Origin of the sequence: Halorubrum rutilum, from assembly GCF_042665015.1 — an archaeon.
Classification (GTDB): domain Archaea; phylum Halobacteriota; class Halobacteria; order Halobacteriales; family Haloferacaceae; genus Halorubrum; species Halorubrum rutilum.
The window spans coordinates 193,673-213,708 of record NZ_JBHTBL010000011.1; the positions used below are offsets into that span (position 1 = coordinate 193,673).

A 20,036-nucleotide genomic window follows, 5' to 3' on the forward strand; every position below is an offset into this window, starting at 1 on the left:
CTCAGATTTCGAAGTCGATCTCGACCGGGTCACCGCCCTCGACGTCGCCCGGATCGACGGCGTCCTCGTCGGCGGCGAAGCCGGCGTGGAGGTGTTCGTAGGTGCGGTCGATCGCCTCCACGATCACCTTCGTGTCGCCGGTCACGGGCATGAAGTTCGTGTCGCCGTCCCACCGCGGGACGACGTGGGTGTGGAGGTGGTCGACCGAGCCGCCGGCGGCGGCCCCGCCGAGGTTCTGGCCCGTGTTCACCCCGTCGGGGTCGACATCGCGGCGCAGCGCCGCCAGCGTCGCCGCCTTCAGTCTCGCGTGGTCGAGGAGGGTCGCGTCGCCGAGGTCCGTCGGGTCCTCGACGTGCTCGTCCGGGATCACCATCGCGTGACCGGGGTTGTACGGCGCGTTGTTGAGGAGGACGTAGTTGCGCTCGCTGCGGGCGACGATCCGGGCCTCGCGGGCGTCCTCGCGCTCGGGCAGGACGCAGAACGGACAGCCGTCGATCGGGTCGGCGTCGCGCTCGACCCACTCGATCCGCCACGGGGCGTAGATCCGGTCCATCAGTCGTCGAAGCCGTGGATCCCCGCCGTCGTCACCTCGACGCCGTCCTCCGTGATCAGGAGGGTGTGCTCCGCCTGGCTCACGAGGGCGTCGTCGGCCTCCTTCAGGACGGGGTACCCCTTCACCGCGTTCGCCTGCTTGAGGCGCCGGAGCGCCATCCCGACGCGGTCGCCCTCCAGCCACCGCGCCGCGAACGGGAGGTCGTCGAACGCCTCGATCTCTTCGAGGGCCTGCCGCGCGCGGCGGTCGCGCACGCTCGCGGAGCCCTGGCGTTCGAAGATCTCCTCGTCTGTCCCCTCGCCGACCTTGCCGCGCCCGTCGGTGGCGAACGGCTCGATGGCGACCGCCTGTCCGGGCTCCAGCTCGACGGAGCGGTCGACGCCGCGGTTCGGGACCGTCGGCCCCGTGTGGGCGTCGTAGCGCTCGACGCCGTGTCCGGAGAGGTTCAGGACGGGCGTGTAGCCGTACCCCCGGATCACGTCCTCGATCGCCCCGCCGACGACGCCGACCTCGACGCCCGGGCCGGCCTCGTCGACCGCGGCCTCCAGCGCCATCTCGGCGGCCTCGACGAGTTCCGGGTTCCCGGAGTGGTCGACGGTCACCGCGGCGTCGGCGATGTAGCCGTCGACGTGGACGCCGACGTCGAGACACACCATCTCCTCGCCGAACTCGGTCTCGTCGCCGCGGCTCGGCGTGGCGTGCGACGCCTCCGGGTCGACGCTGATGTTGACGGGGAACGCGAGCCCGGCCCCCCGCTCGCGGACGAAGTCCTCGGTCCACTCGGCGACCTCCAGGTGCGTCCGCCCCGGCTCGACCATCTTCCGGGCCTCGTTCGTCGCCTCGACCAACACCGCGCCGGCCTCCCGGTAGCTCTCGACGGCCTCGTCGTCCAGGGATCCGTGGCTCATGCCCGTCGGTTCGGTCAGCGACCGCAAAGAGGTTGCGGAGCGACGGCGACGACGTCAGTCCGGGGCGTCGGCCGCGGCCGAGTCCCCGCCGTCGACCGCGGTCGAACTCTCACCGTCGGCCGCGGTCGGCGGGCTCCCCTCGCGCTCGGCGACCGCCGCCTCCCCGTCGCCCGCGTCGGCCGCCGGGAGCCACATCGCGACCAGCGTCCCCGTCGGCTCCCGCGTGTCGATGTCGAGCTCGCCGCCCGACTCCGTCACGATCCAGTGGACGAGCCAGAGGCCGAGGCCGCTCGCGTGCTCCAACTCCGTCTCGCGCGCCTCCGAGAAGACCGCCCGCTCGGCCGGCGGGATGCCCGGCCCGTCGTCGGCGACCTCGATCCGGTACCCCCCGTCGGCGGCCGCGACGCTCGCCTCGACGGTCGGGCGGTCACGGTCGCTGTGGACGACGGCGTTCTCCAGCACGTTCCGGACGGCCGATTCGAGCAGCTCGTCGGCGCAGGCGACGGCGGCGTCGGGGGTCGAGATCCGCACGGTCGCGTGCGGGAACGACGAGCCGAGCGACGCGCAGAGGCGCTCGACCAGCTCCGCGAGGTCGATCGTCGTCTGTCCGCCCTCGCTGTGGAGCGCGACGTCGATCTCGCGGGCCTGGTCGCTGAGGTGCGTCAGCGTCTCCACCTTCCGGTCGATGATGTCCAGGTAGCCGTCGCCCTCCGAGTCGACGTGGTCGCGCAGCAGGTCGGCGTACCCGCCGATCACGTTCGCGTCGTTCTTCAGGTCGTGTCTGAGGACGCGGTTGAGCACCTGCAGGCGCTGCTCGTACCGGCGGCTCTCGGTCACGTCCGTCGCGGTGATCACGACCTCCTCCGCGTCGTCGAACAGCCGCTCGACGGTCGTCTCGAACCGGCGCCAGTTCCCGTCGGCGTGCGCGATCCGGTGGTCGATCGGTTGCGGGTCCCCCGTCTCGAAGGCGCGCTCGAACGCGCGCTGAGCGTCCAGCCTGTCGTCCGGGTGGACCAGGTCGACGATCGGCCGCCCCTCGATCTCGGCGGGCGAGCGGCCGAGCAGCCGCTCGATCGAGGGGCTCACGTAGCGGAGCAGGCCGTCGGCGCCGCAGACGGCGATCACGTTCGGCGACTTCTCGATGAGCGTCCGGTACCGGCGCTGGAGCGTCTCCCGCTCGGTCACGTCTCGGAAGAGGAGGACCGTCCCGCTCCGGTCGCGCCTCGTCCCCCCGCGGTCGGCGGCGATGGAGTGGACGCTCACGGTCAGGAACCGGTGACCGCTTTCGCCGTCGAGCGTCACTCGGAACTCGTCCTCGCGCGGTCCGGCGTCGCCCTCGCCGGTCACCGCCTCGGCGACGCTCGGGGCGCGGTCGAACGCCGCCGCGACGTCGCGTCCGACCGCGACGGACGGGAACAGCCCCCTCGCCGGCCCGTTCGCGTCGACGATCCGACCCGTCGCGTCCGTCACGACGACCCCGTCGGCGAGGTTCGCGAAGACGGCGTCGCGGGCGATCGGCGAGAGGTCGAGGAGGCGGCCCTTGAACGCGACCCAGCCGATCACCCCCGACGTGGCGGCGAACGTCACCGGGGTGAGGTCGACGAACGGCGGGCCCGACGCGCTCCAGACGCCGACGATTCCGGCGACGGTCGGCGCCGCGCCGGCGACGAGCAGCAGCGCGGCCTGCCGCCGGAACACGCCCTCCCGGACGAGCGCCGCGCGGCCGAGGGCGGCGAAGGTGAGCAGGTTCACGGCGTACGAGTAGGCCACGAACGCGAGGAGCGCCGGCGTCGGGGCGAACTCCACGACGAGGTACCCCCCGGCGTCGGCGAGCGACGGGGCGCGGTAGAACAGCTGTTCCGCGCCGAACAGGAGGGCACCGCCGGCCGCGGTCGCGGGGACGAGACAGAGGAGCGCGAACCGGCGCGGCCGGAACCACGCCGTCCGATCGAGGTACGCGAGCACGAACGCGGGCCAGGCGACCCCGAGGACGCCGATCCCGACCCAGACGAACCGGTTCCAGAAGAGGGTCGCGTCGAGGGCGGTCGCCGACAGCTGGGCCGCGTACGCCAGCGACCAGACCCCGCTCCCGACCGCGACGCCGACGAAGGCGTGGACGAGGGGCCCGTCTCCGCGCCGCCGCTTCGTCGCGGCGTACGCGGCGAAGCAGACGGCGGCGACCGCCGCCACGAGCAACGGGGCCGTGTACGGCGTCGGTTGCCACGCCATCTGTATCGAGCCCATGACGGTAGCGGATAAAAATGAACCGGACCGAACGCCATAAGACGCGGCCGATCCGACGGGAGGTATGCTCGAACCGGGCGATCCCGCACCCCCGATCACGCTGTCCGACCAGCGCGGCGAGACCGTCGCGGTCGACCCCGCCGCCGCGCGGTACACGGTCGTCTACTTCTACCCCCGCGCCGACACGCCGGGCTGTACCGCCGAGGCGTGCGGGTTCCGCGACGAGTGGGACGCCTTCGAGGGGGCCGACGTCGCGGTCGTCGGGATCAGCGACGACCCGCCCGAGGACCTGAAGCCGTTCGCCGAGAAGCACGACCTCCCGTTCACGCTGCTCTCCGACCCGGACGGCGAGGTCGCGAGCGCGTACGACTCCTACGGCGAGAAGCAGATGTTCGGCAACGCCTTCGACGGCGTGTTCCGGAACACGTACGTCCTCGACGACGAGGGGATCGTCGTCCTCGCGTACGAGGGCGTCTCCCCCGAGGACCACGGGGTCGAGATCGTCGAGGATATCGCCGCGCTGGAGGACTGACGCGGCGACAGCGACGATTCTAAATAAAGAGCGGTGCGGTGGCGCGTGCCGACAAGCGCCCGAAGGGCGCGAGTCGCACGCGCGAGGGAGTCAGTCGCCCGAAGCGACGCGGAGGGCGACTGACGAGGCTGGGGAGGCGTGAGGCTGCGGTGCGGTTGCGGTTGGGTGGACTCAAAGGGGCAGCCGCGAGGACGAAGCCCGGTGCAGTAAGCACTGGAAGGAGCGAACGAAGTGAGCGACTGAAGCGCGCAGCAAGCCGCGCGAGTCCTCGCGGCTGGGGCTTTGGCGGTGTTCGCTGTTGATCCGGTATCCGTCATTTATAAACAGGAGGCTGTGACTTCAGAGGTGGATTCTGTCGATTCGGTGCTGATAACGTATGAATGAGCGGCTCGGTCCCCGGAAACAGTCTACACAGCGTCACCGCCCACGTATAAACAACCGACAGCAACGCCCCGAGTCGACATATAACTCCCAGCACCGGAAGCCTCGTTCACTACTCCGACCATCAATACGTCAGAATAAACCGCCGACCCGCGAGAGCAGCCGCGGCACCTCGTCGGCGATGGCGTGCCGCTTCAGCAGCGCGAACCCGGCGACGATGACGGCGAAGCCGGCGACGGTCAGGGGCGTCACGGGCTCGGAGAGCAGGACCGCGCCGGCGACGGTGGCGACGACCGGGACGACGTAGGAGACCAGGTTGATCTCGAACGCGCCCAGCCGGTCGAGCAGCGTGAAGTAGATGGTGTACGCGACCGCCGAGGAGAGCACGCCGAGGAACAGCAGCGCCCCGACGGCCGGGAGCTCCGCGACCGGGAGCTGCTGGGGCTCGCCCAGTCCGACGCTGAGCCCGTGGATCAGCAGGGCGCCGAACAGCATCGCCCACCCCGTGAGCGCGATGCTTGAGAAGCTCGTCTCGACGGTCCGGAGCCCGACGCTGCCGACCGCGACCGCGAGCACGCCGATCGAGATGAGTCCGACGCCGATCGTGACCCCGCCGGCGAGGTTCGCGGGGTCCGGCTGGGCGACGAGCCCGACGCCGACGAACGCGAGCACCACGCCGAACGCGCCGCGGGCGTCGAGGTCGGAGCCGCCGACCCAGGCGGCCGCGACCGCGGCGGTCGCGATCGGCACGAGGCTGTAGGTGATCGAGGCGATGCCGCTCGTCGTGTACTGCTGGCCGACGAACAGCAGCGAGTTGTTGGCGGCGACGGAGAGCCCGCCGCTGAACCCGATCGCGGCGAGGTCGCCGCGGGTGCGCGGGAGCGGCTCCGACTCGGTCAGGAGGACGTACGAGACCAGCACCAGCGCCGCCACGTCGAACCGGAAGGCGGCGTACAGCACGGGCGGGTAGTAGTCGAGCCCGACCTCGATGGCGACGAAGGAGCCGCCCCACAGCGAGGCGAGCGCGAAGAACAGGGCGACGTCTCGATACCGGGACACACGGGGAGGAGGGCGACCGGGGATAAAGCGGTGTCCGTTGCGGACGACGCCGCCGGATCGGGCGCGTCGCCCGGACCTGCGCGGGCGCGTCGCCGACCGCTCGCCCTCCCGGCCCGCTCAGTAGCCGCGGACGATCAGGTAGTCCGCGAGGTCTTCGAGCAGGCCCCGCGAGCCGCTCTCGGGGAGCCGTTCGAGGTGTTCCTTCGACCGCGCGGTGAGGTCCTCGGCCGTCTCGCGGGCGTACGCGATGGAGCCGGCCTCCTCCAAGGCGGCCACGGCGTCCTCGATGGCCGACTCCGTGACCTCGGCCGGGGTGTCGGCGTCGACGAGCCCGTCGACGTCGACGCCCTCCTGACGCGCGTGGAGGGTGATGAGCGTCTCTTTCCCCTCGACGAGGTCCGAGCCGCGCTGCTTGCCGAGCTCCTCGGAGGAAACGGTGAGGTCGAGCACGTCGTCCTGGATCTGGAACGCCCGTCCCGAGTCGATCCCGTACCGGTAGAGCGCGTCGACGGTCTCGTCGTCGGCGCCGAGCAGGACGGCCGGCGTCGCGGCCGACGCGCCGTAGAGGACCGCGGTCTTCAGCTCGACCATCTCCAAGTACTCCTCGGGCAGGATGTCGTCGCGGGACTCGAACGAGACGTCGAGCGCCTGCCCCTCGCAGATCTCCGTGCAGGTGGACGCGAGCATGCGCATCGCCTCCAGCCCGTTCGCGGGGGCCGCGCCCGTCTCCGTCATGAACTCGAACGCCTTCGAGTAGAGGGTGTCGCCGGCGAGGATCGCCGTCGACGTGTCGTACTGCTCGTGGACGGCGGGGACGCCGCGCCGGAGCTCGTCCTCGTCCATGATGTCGTCGTGGATGAGGGTGAACGACTGGATCACCTCGATGGCGACCGCCGCGCGCATCACGTCGACCTCGGTCCCGTCGAGGCCGGGGAACTCGCGGAAGTCGGCGCCCATCGGCTCGGTGCCCGTGACCGCCTCGGCCGCGAGCGTCGCCACCGTCGGCCGGAGCCGCTTCCCGCCCGCTTCGAGGATGTACCGCGTCGCCTCGTAGAGGCGTTCCGGGTGCTGTACCGGCAGCTCCTCGTCGATAGCGGCGTTGACCAGGTCACGCCGCTCGCGGATGGCGTCCAGCACCCGCGCCTCCTTCGTCCCGTTCGTCATTCGACGAGCTGGACGACGCTCCCGTTCTGCGTGACGTGGATGTCACGGCCGAGCTTGTACCCCTGCGAGGTGGCGAGGTTCACGTACGGCGAGCGACCCTCCAGCGTCTGGTGGCCCGGGATGAGGTGCTGGGGCTGGAGCGCCTGCAGCATCTCGTAGTGGCCCTCCTCGCGGAGGTGGCCGGAGACGTGGATGTCGTCGTAGAGGCGCGCGCCCTGCATCCGGAGGAGCTGCTCGCTCTGGTAGCGCTGGCCCTCGTTCGTCGGCTCCGGGATGACGCTGGCGCTGAAGACGACCTTGTCGCCGTCGTCGATCTCGTACGGGGTCTCGCCGCGTCCCATGCGGGTGAGCATCGCGCGCGGCTCGCCCTGGTGGCCCGTCACGATGGGGAGGAAGTTCCCCTTCCCCTCCTTCATGATCCGCTTGAACGCGCGGTCGACGGACTTCCGGTGGCCGTACATGCCGACGTCGCCCTGGAAGTCGACGAAGTCGAGCCGCTCCGCGGTGCCGGAGTACTTCTCCATCGATCGCCCGAGCAGGACCGGCTGACGGCCGATCTCGCGGGCGTACTCGACGAGCGTCTTCACGCGGGCGATGTGGGAGGAGAACGTCGTGGCGACGATCCCGCCCGAGTAGTCTTCCATCGAGGTCAGCGTGTCCTCGACGTGCTTCTTGGCGTACGACTCGGAGGGGGTCCGGCCCTTCCGGCCGGCGTTTGTGCAGTCCTCGATGTAACAGAGGACGCCCTCGTCCTGGCGGCCGATCTCGCGGAAGCGGTCCATGTCGATCGGGTCCCCGATGACGGGGGTGTGATCCAGGCGCTTGTCGAGGCCGTAGACGATCGCGCCCTCGGGCGTGTGGAGGACCGGGTTGATCGCGTCGATGATCGAGTGGGTGACGTTGACGAACTCCATCTCGACCTGCTCGGAGTCGCCGATGGCCATCGTCCCGCCCGCCTTCATCTTCACGAGGTCGTTGTCGACCTGGAACTTCCCCTCGTCGGCGATCTGCTGTTTGACGAGCTCGATCGTGTACGGGGAGCCGACGACCGGGGCGTCGTACCGGTGGGCGAGCTTCGGGATGCCCGCGATGTGGTCGAGGTGGCCGTGGGTGGGGACGATCGCTTGGACGTCGCCCTCCAGCTCGCTCATGACGCGGTCGTCCGGGATCGCGCCCATGTCGATCAGGTCGAGGCTGTGCATGCTCTCGGTCTCCACGTTGTCGTGGATGAGGACCTTACTGAGGTTCAGGCCCATGTCGAAGATGACGATGTCGTCGCCCGCGCGGACCGCCGTCATCTGTCGACCGACCTCTTCGTAACCGCCGAGTGTCGCAATTTCGATTTCCATGGTTTTGTATATCGAACGCCTGTCCGGCGTCCATCACTGAAACCCCGCAAGGAGCCGTCAGCGCTTCGTCCGACCGCGCGTCGTTGAGGCCCCGCTACGGCCGAGCCGGCGTCGGCTCACCGTGTCCCGCGGGAGTGTGGTATCCCGAGATACAGGTGCCCGTCTTAAAAACACCGGGGTTCGGGCTCCGCCGAGCCGGCCGGTAACACGGCGGTCACCGGCCGCTCACGGCCGCGTGCGCGGGGCGTTACCTCCGATCCGTCGCGCTCGGACCCCTCCGCTCGTCCGCTCCCCGTCGCCCTCGCGTCTCTCCACCCGACGGCTCGGACCTCTCTCCCCGTCGCCCTCGCGTCCCGGTATTTTTATTGCTGCGACGAGAGTCGACACGTACAATGAGTGGACGACCCCTCGACGTGCTCGAAGCGTCGCTGGAGGAGCCGGTGACGGTGCACCTGAAGGACGGGACGACCTACTACGGGACCCTGGCCGGCTACGACCAGCACATGAACGTCGTCATCGAACCGGAGGACGACGTGAGCGACCGCGTCGACGGCGATCTCGACGGGGAGTTCGCCGTCGCGATCGAAGACACAACGATTATACGCGGCGATAACGTCGTCACCATCAAAGCATGACCGGCTCCGGAACGCCCTCTCAGGGGAAGAAGAACAAGACGGTTCACGTGAAGTGCCGCCGCTGCGGCGAGAAGTCCTACCACGTCAAGAAGGAGCGCTGCTCCTCCTGCGGCTTCGGGAAGTCCGCGAAGCGCCGCGACTACGCGTGGCAGTCGAAGACCGGCGACAACTGACGACGCTCTCTCTGATCTCTCGTTTCCTCCGATCCCCGTAGCGGCCGCTCTGCTCGGACCTCGCGATCTCACCGCGTCGTCCGAATCCCCGACGGTTCCGCCGTCGCCCGAACCCCCATAGTTCCGCCGTCGACCGAACCCCCATAGTTCCGCCGTCGACCGAACGCTTACCACCGGGGGTCGCCGAGCGCGGACATGGACCTCTCCGTCGTCGACCTCTCGCCGGTCCCCGCGGACGGGACCGCCGCCGACGCCTTCGCGAACACCGTCGCGGCCGCCGAGCAGGCGGAGCGACTCGGCTACTCGCGGTTCTGGGTCGCCGAGCACCACGGCCGGACCGACCGCCTCGCGGGGACGACCCCGGAGGTGCTGCTCGGGCGGCTCGCGGCGGCGACCGACGAGATCCGGCTCGGCAGCGGGGCCGTCCTCCTCAACCGCTACAGCCCGTTCAAGGTCGCCGAGGCGTTCGGCACGCTCGACGGGCTCGCGCCCGGGCGCGTCGACATCGGCGTCGGTCGGGCGAACGGCCCGCCGGCCGCGGACCGCGCGCTCGGGACCGACCGCCGCGTCGAGAACCCGGACGAGGACCACGAGGAGCGGATCCGCGCGCTCGTGAGCCACCTCTACGACGACTACCCGGACGGGCACGAGTACGCCGACCTCGGGGTCCCGCGCTCGGGGGACGGCCCACCGGTCCCGTGGGTGCTCGGATCGAGCCCGGCCAGCGGCGAGATCGCCGGCAAGCTCGGGCTCCGTTACTGCTTCGCCGGCTTCATCCGCCCGGGGTTCGCGGAGCGCGCCTTCGCCGCCTACCGCGAGGCGTTCGAGCCCGACGCGCTCCCCGGCGGCCCCGACGAGCCGACCGGGATGGTCGCGGTCAACGCGGTCGCCGCCGAGACCGACGAAGCCGCGGCGCGTCGCCGCGCGCCCGCGGAGGCGACGTTCAGGCGCATGCGGCGCGGCGAGCTCGGCGACTCGACGCCGAGCGTGGAGGCGGCGATCGACGAGCTCGGCGGCGTTCCGGAGCCGACGCCCGCGACGCTCGACGCCGACGAGTGGCCGCGGTCGGTCTCCGGGAGCCCGGAGACGATCGCGGGGGTGTTAGCGCAGTTGGCCGACCGCGTCGGCGTCGACGAGGTGATGATCCAGCACGCGGTGCCGGACCACGGGGACGCGCTGGCGTCGCACGCGCTACTTGCCGAGGCGATGGACCTAGACTCGCGTGCTTAGTTGGGTGTCGATTCGAGGCGTACTCTCGGTCCCGCGACTATTCTTTTATAAATGGTTGCTTACGGATCGACGGTGAACGCCTCCAAAGCCCCAGCCGCGAGGACGGCGCACGCTCGCTGCGCGCTTCAGTCGCTCACTTCGTTCGCTCCCTCTAGTGCTTGCTTCGCCTGCGCCGTCCTCGCGGCTGCCCCTTTGAGTCCCACCCGACCGCACAGCGACCGCACCTCACGCCTCCCCAGCCTCGCGGCTCACGGCTCGCGGCTTCGCCGCTCGCGTTCGCCGCGTCCCTCGCGCGTGCTCCTCGCGGTCGCCGACGGCGACCGCTCGGAGGCACGCGCCACCGCACCCGCTATTTATAAACGATGACGCGGACGGAACCGCACCGGGAACCCTATTCCACGCGCTCGCGGGCCGCCGCGATCAGCATCGGCAGCATGACGGTCGCGTCGCCGTAGACGGAGGCGTTGCGCGCGTCCTTCTCCAGTTTCCCCCACGACCGGGCCTCGTCGAGCGTGGCGCCGGAGAGCCCGCCGGTCGCCTCCGGGTCCATCGTGATCTGGACCGCGTAATCGTACGCGCGGGGCGTGACGAGCATCGTCTGCAGGGTGAAGTTCTTCGGGACGCCGCCGCCGACGAGCAGGCAGCCCGCGTCGTCGGCCTCGAACGCGAGGTCGGTCAGCTCCGTCATGTCGGCGAGCGCGTCGAGCGTGAAGTCGGCCGTCTGCGCGTACATCCACGCCTGGAGCCCGAGGACCGAGTCCTGCACGGCGGGGCAGTAGATCGGGACGTCGCAGTCGTAGGCCGCGGCGGCGACGCCGGGGTCCTCGGCCACGTCGTCGCGCTCGTTGACCGCGGCGTTCGCGCGGCCGAGCTCGCGGGTGAGGTCGGCGATGGAGACGGCGTCGTCGCCCTCGGCGTCCGGATCGGCCTCCAGCGCCGGGAACACCTCCTCGCGGAGGTGCCCCTCGAACGCGGCGAAGTGCTCCTGCGGTAGGTAGACGTTGTAGATGCGGTCGACGCCCTCGTCGCGGAGCCCCTCGTCGTGCTCGCGGAGGCTCTTCTCGGGGTCGTGGGTCCGGCCGTGGTGGTGTTTCCCGCCGATCGCCTCGATCGCGTCGTGGGTGAGGTTCGCGCCCGTCGTCACGAGGGCGTCGACGTAGCCGTCGCGGATCAGGTCCGAGACGATCCGGCGCATCCCGGCGGGCACCATCGCGCCCGCCAGCGAGAGGAAGACGGTGCAGTCCTCGTTCGCGAACATCTCCGCGAGCACGTCGCCCGCCTCGTTGACCGACGCCGCGCCGATCCCGGCGTCGCCGTACCCCTCGACGAGCTGGCCGACCGTCATGTCCGCCGTCGCGCGCGTGTGCCCGACCGGGTCCTCGTGGAACTCCTCGCGGTGGGGGTCGTCGCGCTCGTCGTCGCCCTCGTCGCCGTGTCCCTCGCCGTCGTCGGCTCTCTCACCGTCGTGCTCGTCGCCGTCGCTCATGTCGGGTGATGCGGCGGGCGACCGTTTGAAACGACCGATCTACCGCTCGGTCGACCCCCCGCTCACCGGCGGGAACAGCGCCAGCTCGTCGCCCGCCTCCAGCGTCGTCTCCAGCCCCTCGTCGTCGCGGACGCTCCGCCCGTTCCGGAGGACGTTGATGTGGTCGGCCACCGCCCCGTCGTCGAGCACGCGGTCCCGGAGGTCGGGGTGCGCGTCGAGGAGGGCGTCGAGCGCGTCCCCGACCGTGTCGCCGGGCGACGCCTCCACCTCGACTGCGCGGCCGCCGGCGATCTCGGCGAGGTCCGCGAACAGCTTCCACTCCATACGTGAGCCCCGCACGGACGCCTCAAGAGCGTTGCGTCCCGTCCTCCGATCCGGCGTCGACGTCGGCGTCGCCGGATTCAGGATCGCCGGACTCGGGGTCGGCGTCACCCGGTGCGGCGTCGCCGTCGCCGGACTCGGGCGACGGGGTGACCGTCGACGGGTCCGCGCGCTCGCCGGCGGCGTCGCCCTCGAACCGGCGGAGCGCGTCGGGGCGACCGACCAGGTACACCAGGTCGCCGGCGGCGAAGGCGTACGACCGCGGCGGGATCGGCTGGACCGAGCCCGCCTCGGGCCGGACGGCGGCGACGACGACCTCGACCTCGCCCACGGTGCTCCCGGCGAGGGCGCTCCCGGCGCCGACCGCGATCGCGGCCATCGTCTCGTCGGCGTTCCGGAGCAGCGAGGCGAACTCCCGGTCGGCCTGCGGCTCCGCCGGCAGCGTCACGATCCGGTACGACCCCTCCTCGGCGAGCCGCTCCGCGTCGGACTCGTCGAGGACGACGGTGGCCGCGTCGCCGGCGACGCCCCGGAGCTCGCCGGTGGCGACCCGCTTCGGTTCCGGGTCGGTCCGCCACAGCTGGACCGCGTCGCCGGCGGTCGCGTTGTTCGGCGGGTCTGCGGCCACGGCGACCGCGGCCGACCCCGGCGCGAGCGTCGGGCCGAGCCCCGCCGCGCGGGAGCCCACCGCGAAGTACTCGACCCCGCCGTCGCCGGTGACGTCGACGTCGACGTAGCCGACGCCGTGATCGCCTTTCACGCGGGCGACGAGCCGCTCGCGGAGCTCCTCGCCGGAGAGCTTCCGCGCGAACAGCAGCGTCTTCCCGGCCATCTCGGCCTTCTTCTCCGGCGACACCGGGTCGTAGGTGTCCATGTCCTCGATCTCCTCCGCCGGCGGGAGCGTGACGGCGGTGAACCGCCCGACCGCCCGAACGATCCCGGACAGCTCCCCCTCCAGCTGCCTGGCGCCCGAGAGCGCGAACACGTCGACCGCGAGCCGGTCCCCGGCGTACCGACCGCCGGGAGCGGTGACCGCCGCGACGCCCAGCGAGACGACGTTGAAGAAGACGCTCCCCGGTTCGAGCAGCGCCGGGCTGTCCCCGACCGCGATGGCGCCCAGCGAGGTGGTGTTGAGGTACAGTGCGACGACGGAGACGCCGAGCAGGACCGTGACTCCCTCGGGGATCTCGTCGCGGAAGTACCAGCGGTACGTCAGCGCCGCCGACCCCGCGATCAGGACCGACAGGACCGCGAACGTGACGAGCGTGACCGCCGCCTGCCGCGGCCGCGCGAAGCCGACGTCGACCGCGGGCGCCGCGACCGCGACGAGGGGACCCGCGGGATCGCCGAGCCCCGCGGCGACCGGCGCGATCGCCCCCGCGGTCGCGGTCATCTCGCGACCTCCGCGAACCGGTCGAGCGCGTCTCGGCTCCCCACGACGAACAGCTGGTCCTCGGCCGAGAGGGGCTGCGAGCCGCTCGGCGCGATCGTCCACGAGTCGTGGCGCGCCGCGAGGACGGCGACGTCGTACGCCTCCCGGACGCCGACCTCGCCGATGGTGTGGCCGTCGAGGGCCCCACCGGGGACGACGGACACCTTTCGGAACCGCTTCCCCGTCCGCCGCAGCAGCGTCGTCAGCTCGTACTCCCGGCGCGTGCCGCGGGAGAGGACGAGGACCCGGCCGCGGGCCGCGCGGAGGAGCGCCGTCGCCCGCGACCGGTCGACGGCGACCGTCACCCGCCCCTCCCCGCCGGTCGTCGTCGGCGCGCTCGCGACCGGCGGGGCCGGCGGGCCCGCCTCCGACGCGCTACCGCCGTCGGTCCTGGCGTCGCCGTCCCCGCGGGGTTCGGAGTCGCTCCGCTCGCTCCCGTCGACCGCGTCGCCCTCCGAGCCGCCGGCCGCCGGCGTCGACGCCCCCGGCTCCGGCTTCCCGCTCGTCCGGGCGGCCAGCACCGTCCCGTCCACGCTGAGGTCGGACGCGATCACCCGCACGACGTCGCCGCGGGCGATCCCGGTGGGAACGAGCGCGGGCACCGACACCGCGCGCTTCCCCTGCGGGACCCGCTTCGACAGCGCGCCGGTCGGCGGGGCGGCGGCCACCGTCGCGTTGGCGCGCTCGTCGATCCGCACGGCGACGTCCGCCAGGTCGAGCTCGGTCCGGAGCCGCTCGGCGAAGCGGTCCTCCAGCTCGGCGAGCGGGAGGTCGGCCGGGAAGATCCACTCGCCGTCGACGATCGCGCGGCGCGTCTCAGACGGTAGCGGCGGGTACCCCTCCATGTCGTTCACCTCGCCGGGGATCTCGACGGTGACCCGCCCGCGACCGCCGACCAGCTCGACGACGTCAGTCGAGAGGGTCCGGTCGCGGAGCTGCTGGAGCGAGAGCCGTTTCGGAACGCTGGCGCCCAGCGTGTCGCCCTTGGCGTGCGCGTACAGCGAGATCATCAGGACGACCACGATGGCCGTGAGGATCGCCGGCGCGCGCTCCGACGACCGGATCGTCTCGTCGTTGAGCGCGAGCAGCCCGCCGTTGATGCCGGCGATCGCGAGCGCGAGGACGACGACCCCGAGCCCCGGGATCGTCACCCCGGTGACGTACTTGAACACGAAGCCGAGCACCCCAGAGACCAGCGCGGGGACGATCCCCGTGATGATCCCGAGGTAGATCCCGAAGACGATCTCGACCGGCAGTGACATACGCCTCACACTCGGCGGGGCGTTTAAACGCCTGTCGGCGGGGCGGTCGCGTCGTGGTCGCCGTCGGAGCGACCCTCCGCGGCGCCGCCCCGCCCTCGCGGGGTTTAAGTTCGGCGTCGGCGACGGGCCGGTATGGAGCTGACCCGTGACTGGGTGACCGTGCGGGCGTCGATCGCCCTGACGTTCGCCGTCGCGATTCTCTCCATCCTCGCCGGCCTGGCGCAGATCGGCGGACTCGGGGTCGACGGACCTCTCGCCCCGTACGTGGGCGGCGTCGTCCGGCAGACGGTCGGGTTCACCGGGACCATCACCGGCTTCGCGATGTTCGCGAGCGGGTTCGCGCTGAGGAACGGGTACCGCGTCGGGTGGTACTCGACGGCGGTGCTCCTCCCGCTGACGGCGCTTCAGGGGCTGTTACAGGCGTCCGTGCTGTCGTTCCCGCTCGTGGCGCTGTCGATCCTCTCCGCGCCGACGCTGGTGATCAACCGCGGGCGGTTCGACCGCCGGTTCAGCCCCTCACCGACGCAGCTGGCGGCCGGCGCGGCGCTCGTCGGGGCGGTCGCGTACGGAACGGTCGGCTCGTACGCCCTCAGAGACCAGTTCGAGGGCATCGAGACGATCGTCGACGCGTTCTACTTCACGGTCGTCACGGCCTCGACCGTGGGGTACGGCGACGTCCACCCGGCGACCGGTCCCGCCTCCGACATCGCGCAGCTGTTCGCGCTCTCCTCGCTCGTGGTGAACGTCGCCGCCTTCGCGGTGGCGCTCGGGGTCCTCCTCACGCCCGCCATCGAGGCGCAGCTCTCCAAGGCGCTCGGAAAGATGACCGACAGACAGATCGACCTCCTCGACGACCACGTCCTCGTGCTCGGCTACGGGGACCTGACGGAACCGATTCTCGAAGAGCTCGCCGCCCGCGACGGCGTCGAGTACGCGGTGGTGACCCCCGACGAGACCGCCGCCAGGCGGCTCGCCGACCGCGACGTCGCGGTGTACACCGCGGACCCCAGCGACGTGGAGCCGCTCGAACGGGTCAACCTCGGCGGGGCCCGCGCCGTCGTCGCCGCGACCGAGGACGACGCGCGCGACGCGCTCGCCATCCTCACCGCCCGCCAGCTCAACCCCGACGTCCGGATCGTCGCGGCGGTGACCCAGCGGGAGAACGTCGACAAGCTCCGCCGCGCCGGCGCCGACCAGGTGATCTCGCCGTCGACGCTCGGCGGGCACATCCTCGTCGACTGCGCGTTCGGCGCGGACAGCAAAGAGGCGACCGAGGGGATCCTCGACGACGTCGACCTCGACGGCTGACGCCGGCCCGCGGTCCGTCCGCCGGGGTCCGACCGCCGGCTCTCACCGGCTCTGCCGCCCCTTCGTCTGCCGGTAGTCCCGGCTCAACACGTTCTCGCGCATGTGCTCGCGGAACGTGTCGGCCTCGGCGTCGGTCATCGACGCGGGCTCCTTCATCGGCACCAGCTCGAACCCGCGGCCGCGGATCGTCGTCGCGTGTTCGGCGTCGACGTCGAAGGAGTCCGGCCGGCGCGTCGTGTACTCGACCGCGAGCTCGCGGAGCGGGCGGTCCCCGACGGGGACGATGATCTGCGGGTTGATCATCCGGATCTCCGCGTTGAGGAACGGCTCGCAGGTGTCGACCTCGCGGTCGGTCGGCTCGCGCTCCGGGTGTCGACAGCGCGTCAGGCTCGTGAGAAACAGGTTCTGGACGTCCGGCTCCGTCGCGTCCGGCGGCGACCGCACGAACCCGAGGTCGCCGAATATCGACTGGACCCGTTCGCCGCCGCCCGCTCCGGTGAACGGGACGCCGTTCGCCTCGGCGGCCGCCGTCGGCCCGGTCCCGACGACGAGGAACTCGGCGCCCACGTCGCCGTACCCGTGGACGACGCGCTCCCGCGCGTCGCACAGCTCGGGACAGTTCTCGCACGCCGCGTCCATCCCGAACGGGTTCCGGAACTCCTCTTGGTTCGCGTCCACGGGCGTACTCCGCCCCCCGAGCCCCTAAACGCTCCGCCGGCGAGGTCGCGGGGTCGGCGTCGAGAACGGTCCCGGCGAGCGCGTCAGTTCAGCGCGTAGGTGTCGCCGTCGCAGTCGACCATCCCCTCCCGCTTGAGGGTCTTCAGGATGCTGTACAGCGAGATTTTCTTCATGCCGAGCGACTCGCCCATCTCCGAGACGGTGGCGTCGCCGTTCGTGGTCAGGTACAGGTACACGAGCTTCGCGCGGGGCGACTGCAGCTCCGGCGGCAGGGCCGGCGCCGCGGTGCGTGCGGTCTTCGTCTCTATCATCTTGTTCGAAGCGTTGAGTTCGACGATAATAAACCCCCTATACAACGATCGTCGAAAAGGCGCGAAGCGGTCGAGAGCGGGAGCGACTCGCGCGAAACGCGGCGAACCGGCGACCGCGAGTTCGGCGTCGGGGCGGAACCGGCTCCCGATCGCTCCGGTCGTTTCGACCGACGACGCATACGGGACCGCGCCGAGGCGGTTCCCGTCGGACCGGGCCCGCGTCGCGGTCGGCGGCTCAGTACGAGCGGCTCTTCGGCTCGTACGTCTTGTTCTCGCCTTCGAGGATGGCCGGCTTGTACCAGAGCTCGGGCTCCCCGTCGTTCCACGAGACGAGCGTGTGCTTCAGCCAGTTCTCGTCTTTCCGCTCTTGGTGTTCCTTCCGCCAGTGGGCGCCGCGGAACTCCTCGCGGGCGAGCGCGCCCATCGTGAGCGCCTCGGCGATGTCGAGGATGTTCCGCGTCTCCATCGTGTGGATCAGGTCGGTGTTGAACGTCCGGGACGGGTCGGAGACGGCGACGTCCTCGTACGCCTCGCGCGCCTCGCGGAGGTCGTCGAGCGTCTCTTCGAGCCGGCCCTCCTCGCGGAACACGTTGACGTTGGCGGTCATCGTCTCCTGGACCTGCGAGCGGATCTCGGCGTGGTTGCGGCCCCGCCGCGAGAGCAGCGCGTCGACGCGGTCCTTGGCCCGGTCGACCGCGGCGCCGAGCACGCTGTCGGCGTCCGTCGCCACCGCGCCGCCGTCGGCCGCGGCGGGCCCCTGGCCGCCCGTCTCGCCGACCTCGACCCCGAACTCGTAGTCGGCGGGCTCCCACTCGCCCTCCTTCCCGGTCGGGATCTCGGCCTCGCCCATGTCCTCGCCGGCGGCGTGCCGACCGGCGCGCTTGCCGAAGACGATGAGCTCGGGGAGCGCGTTGCCGCCGAGGCGGTTCGCGCCGTGGACGGAGGCGCAGGCGCACTCGCCGGCGGCGTACAGCCCGTCGATGACGGTCTCGCCGTGCTCGTTCGTCTCGATGCCGCCCATCGCGTAGTGCTGCCCGGGCTTGACCGGCATCGGCTCCGTCAGCCCGTCGGCGCCCTCGAAGTCCTCCGCGAGGTGGAGGATGTTCTCCAGCCGGTCGAGGATGCGCTCCTCGCCGAGGTGGCGCATGTCGAGGTGGACGTACTCGTCCTCAATGCCGCGCCCCTCGTTGACCTCGGTGAGCTCGGCGCGGGAGACCACGTCGCGGGAGGCGAGCTCGCCGTCGTTGTTCGCGTAGCCGTGCTCGAACATGAACCGCTCGCCCTCGCTGTTGTAGAGGATGCCGCCCTCGCCGCGGACGCCCTCGGAGATGAGGACGCCTGTCGACGGCAGCGTCGTCGGGTGGAACTGGATGAACTCCATGTCCTCCATCGGGACGCCCGCGCGGTACGCCATCGCGACGCCGTCGCCGGTGTTCGCGACCGCGTTGGTGGTGTGGTCGAACACCTGGCCCATCCCGCCGGTCGCGAGGATGACGCCGTCGTCGGCGCGGAAGCCGCTGACCTCGCCGCTCTGGATGTCGTAGGCGACGACGCCGTGGCAGGTGCGGTCGGCCGGGTCCGGTTCGTCGGTGACGGCCAGGTCCATCACGTGCCACTCGTCGTACACGGTGACGCCGCGTTTGACCACCTGCTCGTACATCGTGTGGAGCATCTGGTGGCCGGTCTCGGCGCCGGCGTACGTCGTCCGGGGGAACGAGAGCCCGCCGAACGGGCGCTGGGAGACCCGGCCGTCCTCCTCGCGGGAGAACGGCATCCCCCAGTGTTCGAGCTGGATGACCTCCTCGGGGCTCTCCTGACAGAGGGCCTCGACCGCCGGCGCGTCGCCGAGGTAGTCCGACCCCTTCATGGTGTCGTACGCGTGGTCCTGCCAGGAGTCGGCGTCGCGCAGCGCCGCGTTGATCCCGCCCTCGGCCGCGCCCGTGTGCGAGCGGACCGGGTGGAGCTTCGAGACGATGGCCACGTCGGCCCCGGCTTCCTGTGCCGCGATCGCCGCCCGGAGCCCCGCCCCCCCGGCGCCGACAACGATGACGTCGTGTTCGTGCATTGTTGGTATGGTAATCGGTTGGATCTGGAGTGACTTAGGGGTGTCTCCCGTCGCTACCAGAACTTCAGGTTGTTCTTGACGGCCTCGCGCTTCAGCTCCTGGATGTGCTCTGTGAGCGGGATGTCCTTCGGGCACACCTCGGTACAGGAGAACTGGGTCTGACACCGCCAGACGCCGTGCTCCTGTTCGATGATCTCCAGCCGCTTCTGCTTGATGTCCTCGCCCTCGCGCTCGTCCATGGCGAACCGGTACGCCTTGTTGATCGCGGCGGGACCGAGGTACTCGTTGTCGCCGGCGGCGATGTTACACGAGGACATGCAGGCGCCGCACCAGATGCACCGCGTCGACATCTTCACCTTCTCGCGGTTCTCCCGCGTCTGGCGCTGCTCCTCCAGCTCGCCGTCGGGGTATTCGTTCGTCTGGAAGTAGGGCTCGACCGCCTCCATCTGGTCGTAGAAGTGCTCCATGTCGACGACGAGGTCCTTCTCGACCTCGGCGTGCGGGAGCGGCTCGACGCGGATCGGCTCCTCTAAGTCGACGATCTGGGTCTTACACGCCAGCTTCTGGCCGCCGTTGACGAACATGGCGTCCGAGCCGCACACCGCCTGCCGGCAGGAGTGGCGGAACGTGAGCGAGGAGTCGTAGTTGTCCCGCGAGTACATCAGCGCGTCGAGGACGGTCATCCCCTTGGTGAACGGGACGTGGAACGTGTCGAACCGGGGCTCCTGTTTCCCCTCGATCTCGGGGTCGTACCGGAACACCTTCAGCTCGATCGTGTCCTCGTCGGCCGCGGCCTTCTCGGCCTCTTCGGCCTGCCGGCGGGCGCGCTCCTCCGCGGCCCGGCGGCGCTTCTCGGTCCGCCGCTCGTCGCCCTTCGAGGCGACGTCGGCCTCGGTCTCGGTCTCGCTCGATTCCTCGGTCTGCTTGGGTATCTGTGTGCTCATG

The 20,036-nt window shown here is 71.1% G+C and carries 19 protein-coding genes; 5 read left to right on the forward strand and 14 right to left on the reverse strand.

From position 1 onward, the window contains the following. Position 1: 1 nt before the first annotated feature. Genes ACFQMF_RS12410 through ACFQMF_RS12420 form a run of 3 tightly spaced genes read right to left on the reverse strand, consistent with a single transcriptional unit; the run spans position 2 to position 3,690 of the window. Positions 2 to 553, reverse strand: coding sequence for an HIT family protein (locus ACFQMF_RS12410; RefSeq protein WP_256408114.1), 552 nt, complete (start codon positions 551 to 553; stop codon positions 2 to 4). Continuing rightward, positions 553 to 1,461 carry a type II methionyl aminopeptidase gene (map, locus tag ACFQMF_RS12415; RefSeq protein WP_256408115.1) on the reverse strand — a complete coding sequence of 303 codons (909 nt, stop codon included), beginning with the start codon at positions 1,459 to 1,461 and terminating at the stop codon, positions 553 to 555. The genes ACFQMF_RS12410 and map overlap by 1 nt, the downstream gene beginning before the upstream one ends. A gap of 54 nt (positions 1,462 to 1,515) precedes the next feature. Further along, positions 1,516 to 3,690 (reverse strand): histidine kinase N-terminal 7TM domain-containing protein, encoded by a 2,175-nt coding sequence (locus ACFQMF_RS12420; RefSeq protein WP_256408116.1) that lies wholly within the window; start codon positions 3,688 to 3,690, stop codon positions 1,516 to 1,518. Between the two features lie 79 nt (positions 3,691 to 3,769). Between ACFQMF_RS12420 and ACFQMF_RS12425 the strand changes: the two genes are divergently transcribed. Next, positions 3,770 to 4,237, forward strand: a complete 468-nt coding sequence (locus ACFQMF_RS12425; RefSeq protein ID WP_256408117.1) for a peroxiredoxin — start codon at positions 3,770 to 3,772, stop codon at positions 4,235 to 4,237. 513 nt (positions 4,238 to 4,750) lie between these two features. On the opposite strand, the gene ACFQMF_RS12430 is transcribed toward ACFQMF_RS12425, so the two are convergent. The 3 genes from ACFQMF_RS12430 to ACFQMF_RS12440 form a co-directional block, all read right to left on the reverse strand. Continuing rightward, a complete protein-coding gene (locus ACFQMF_RS12430; protein ID WP_256408118.1) occupies positions 4,751 to 5,677 on the reverse strand; it encodes a DMT family transporter in 927 nt (308 codons plus the stop codon). Positions 5,678 to 5,794: 117 nt separating this feature from the next. Beyond that, a complete protein-coding gene (gene idsA3 / locus ACFQMF_RS12435) occupies positions 5,795 to 6,841 on the reverse strand; it encodes a geranylfarnesyl diphosphate synthase (RefSeq protein WP_256408119.1) in 1,047 nt (348 codons plus the stop codon). After that, positions 6,838 to 8,190, reverse strand: coding sequence for a ribonuclease J (locus ACFQMF_RS12440; RefSeq protein ID WP_256408120.1), 1,353 nt, complete (start codon positions 8,188 to 8,190; stop codon positions 6,838 to 6,840). The genes idsA3 and ACFQMF_RS12440 overlap by 4 nt, the downstream gene beginning before the upstream one ends. Before the next feature lie 392 nt (positions 8,191 to 8,582). Between ACFQMF_RS12440 and ACFQMF_RS12445 the strand changes: the two genes are divergently transcribed. The 3 genes from ACFQMF_RS12445 (at position 8,583) to ACFQMF_RS12455 (ending at position 10,228) form a co-directional block, all read left to right on the forward strand. Beyond that, on the forward strand, positions 8,583 to 8,825 hold the full coding sequence (locus ACFQMF_RS12445) for an LSM domain-containing protein (RefSeq protein WP_256408121.1): 243 nt from the start codon (positions 8,583 to 8,585) through the stop codon (positions 8,823 to 8,825). Continuing rightward, positions 8,822 to 8,998, forward strand: a complete 177-nt coding sequence (locus tag ACFQMF_RS12450) for a 50S ribosomal protein L37e (RefSeq protein WP_094523663.1) — start codon at positions 8,822 to 8,824, stop codon at positions 8,996 to 8,998. Before ACFQMF_RS12445 ends, ACFQMF_RS12450 begins: the two co-directional genes overlap by 4 nt. Before the next feature lie 195 nt (positions 8,999 to 9,193). Continuing rightward, entirely contained in the window at positions 9,194 to 10,228 is a 1,035-nt protein-coding gene (locus ACFQMF_RS12455) for an MsnO8 family LLM class oxidoreductase (RefSeq protein WP_256408122.1), read from the forward strand. 391 nt (positions 10,229 to 10,619) lie between these two features. Here the strand turns inward: ACFQMF_RS12455 and ACFQMF_RS12460 are convergent, their stop codons facing one another. The 4 genes from ACFQMF_RS12460 to ACFQMF_RS12475 are packed head-to-tail and all read right to left on the reverse strand — an operon-like array spanning position 10,620 to position 14,729. Continuing rightward, positions 10,620 to 11,714 (reverse strand): deoxyhypusine synthase, encoded by a 1,095-nt coding sequence (locus ACFQMF_RS12460; RefSeq protein WP_256408123.1) that lies wholly within the window; start codon positions 11,712 to 11,714, stop codon positions 10,620 to 10,622. 39 nt (positions 11,715 to 11,753) lie between these two features. Continuing rightward, the gene (locus tag ACFQMF_RS12465; RefSeq protein WP_256408124.1) at positions 11,754 to 12,038 is read right to left on the reverse strand and encodes a ubiquitin-like small modifier protein 1; all 285 of its coding nucleotides are present in this window, start codon (positions 12,036 to 12,038) and stop codon (positions 11,754 to 11,756) included. A 22-nt stretch (positions 12,039 to 12,060) separates the two neighbouring features. Then, a complete protein-coding gene (locus ACFQMF_RS12470) occupies positions 12,061 to 13,428 on the reverse strand; it encodes a DUF8167 domain-containing protein (protein ID WP_256408125.1) in 1,368 nt (455 codons plus the stop codon). Then, positions 13,425 to 14,729: a potassium channel family protein gene (locus ACFQMF_RS12475; protein ID WP_256408126.1), complete on the reverse strand. Its 1,305-nt coding sequence runs from the start codon at positions 14,727 to 14,729 to the stop codon at positions 13,425 to 13,427. The genes ACFQMF_RS12470 and ACFQMF_RS12475 overlap by 4 nt, the downstream gene beginning before the upstream one ends. 132 nt (positions 14,730 to 14,861) lie before the next feature. On the opposite strand from ACFQMF_RS12475, the gene ACFQMF_RS12480 reads away from it, so the two are divergent. Further along, positions 14,862 to 16,037 (forward strand): NAD-binding protein, encoded by a 1,176-nt coding sequence (locus ACFQMF_RS12480; RefSeq protein ID WP_256408127.1) that lies wholly within the window; start codon positions 14,862 to 14,864, stop codon positions 16,035 to 16,037. A gap of 42 nt (positions 16,038 to 16,079) precedes the next feature. Here the strand turns inward: ACFQMF_RS12480 and ACFQMF_RS12485 are convergent, their stop codons facing one another. From ACFQMF_RS12485 to ACFQMF_RS12500, 4 genes are all read right to left on the reverse strand, one after another. Beyond that, entirely contained in the window at positions 16,080 to 16,715 is a 636-nt protein-coding gene (locus ACFQMF_RS12485) for a uracil-DNA glycosylase (protein ID WP_256408128.1), read from the reverse strand. Between the two features lie 83 nt (positions 16,716 to 16,798). Next, positions 16,799 to 17,026, reverse strand: a complete 228-nt coding sequence (locus tag ACFQMF_RS12490) for a helix-turn-helix domain-containing protein (protein ID WP_256408129.1) — start codon at positions 17,024 to 17,026, stop codon at positions 16,799 to 16,801. A 235-nt stretch (positions 17,027 to 17,261) separates the two neighbouring features. Then, complete coding sequence (locus ACFQMF_RS12495) at positions 17,262 to 19,091, reverse strand: FAD-binding protein (RefSeq protein ID WP_256408130.1); 1,830 nt, start codon at positions 19,089 to 19,091, stop codon at positions 17,262 to 17,264. Between the two features lie 53 nt (positions 19,092 to 19,144). After that, positions 19,145 to 20,035, reverse strand: a complete 891-nt coding sequence (locus tag ACFQMF_RS12500) for a succinate dehydrogenase/fumarate reductase iron-sulfur subunit (RefSeq protein ID WP_256408131.1) — start codon at positions 20,033 to 20,035, stop codon at positions 19,145 to 19,147. Between the last annotated feature and the right edge of the window lies 1 nt (position 20,036).

What these genes read in the sequence shown, in the direction of transcription:
- ACFQMF_RS12410 (WP_256408114.1), bottom strand. Translation starts at nt 553, where the DNA reads ATGGACCGGATCTACGCCCCGTGGCGGATCGAGTGGGTCGAGCGCGAC.
- map (WP_256408115.1), bottom strand. Translation starts at nt 1,461, where the DNA reads ATGAGCCACGGATCCCTGGACGACGAGGCCGTCGAGAGCTACCGGGAG.
- ACFQMF_RS12420 (WP_256408116.1), bottom strand. Translation starts at nt 3,690, where the DNA reads ATGGCGTGGCAACCGACGCCGTACACGGCCCCGTTGCTCGTGGCGGCG.
- ACFQMF_RS12425 (WP_256408117.1), top strand. Translation starts at nt 3,770, where the DNA reads ATGCTCGAACCGGGCGATCCCGCACCCCCGATCACGCTGTCCGACCAG.
- idsA3 (WP_256408119.1), bottom strand. Translation starts at nt 6,841, where the DNA reads ATGACGAACGGGACGAAGGAGGCGCGGGTGCTGGACGCCATCCGCGAG.
- ACFQMF_RS12440 (WP_256408120.1), bottom strand. Translation starts at nt 8,190, where the DNA reads ATGGAAATCGAAATTGCGACACTCGGCGGTTACGAAGAGGTCGGTCGA.
- ACFQMF_RS12445 (WP_256408121.1), top strand. Translation starts at nt 8,583, where the DNA reads ATGAGTGGACGACCCCTCGACGTGCTCGAAGCGTCGCTGGAGGAGCCG.
- ACFQMF_RS12450 (WP_094523663.1), top strand. Translation starts at nt 8,822, where the DNA reads ATGACCGGCTCCGGAACGCCCTCTCAGGGGAAGAAGAACAAGACGGTT.
- ACFQMF_RS12455 (WP_256408122.1), top strand. Translation starts at nt 9,194, where the DNA reads ATGGACCTCTCCGTCGTCGACCTCTCGCCGGTCCCCGCGGACGGGACC.
- ACFQMF_RS12460 (WP_256408123.1), bottom strand. Translation starts at nt 11,714, where the DNA reads ATGAGCGACGGCGACGAGCACGACGGTGAGAGAGCCGACGACGGCGAG.
- ACFQMF_RS12465 (WP_256408124.1), bottom strand. Translation starts at nt 12,038, where the DNA reads ATGGAGTGGAAGCTGTTCGCGGACCTCGCCGAGATCGCCGGCGGCCGC.
- ACFQMF_RS12470 (WP_256408125.1), bottom strand. Translation starts at nt 13,428, where the DNA reads ATGACCGCGACCGCGGGGGCGATCGCGCCGGTCGCCGCGGGGCTCGGC.
- ACFQMF_RS12475 (WP_256408126.1), bottom strand. Translation starts at nt 14,729, where the DNA reads ATGTCACTGCCGGTCGAGATCGTCTTCGGGATCTACCTCGGGATCATC.
- ACFQMF_RS12480 (WP_256408127.1), top strand. Translation starts at nt 14,862, where the DNA reads ATGGAGCTGACCCGTGACTGGGTGACCGTGCGGGCGTCGATCGCCCTG.
- ACFQMF_RS12490 (WP_256408129.1), bottom strand. Translation starts at nt 17,026, where the DNA reads ATGATAGAGACGAAGACCGCACGCACCGCGGCGCCGGCCCTGCCGCCG.
- ACFQMF_RS12495 (WP_256408130.1), bottom strand. Translation starts at nt 19,091, where the DNA reads ATGCACGAACACGACGTCATCGTTGTCGGCGCCGGGGGGGCGGGGCTC.
- ACFQMF_RS12500 (WP_256408131.1), bottom strand. Translation starts at nt 20,035, where the DNA reads ATGAGCACACAGATACCCAAGCAGACCGAGGAATCGAGCGAGACCGAG.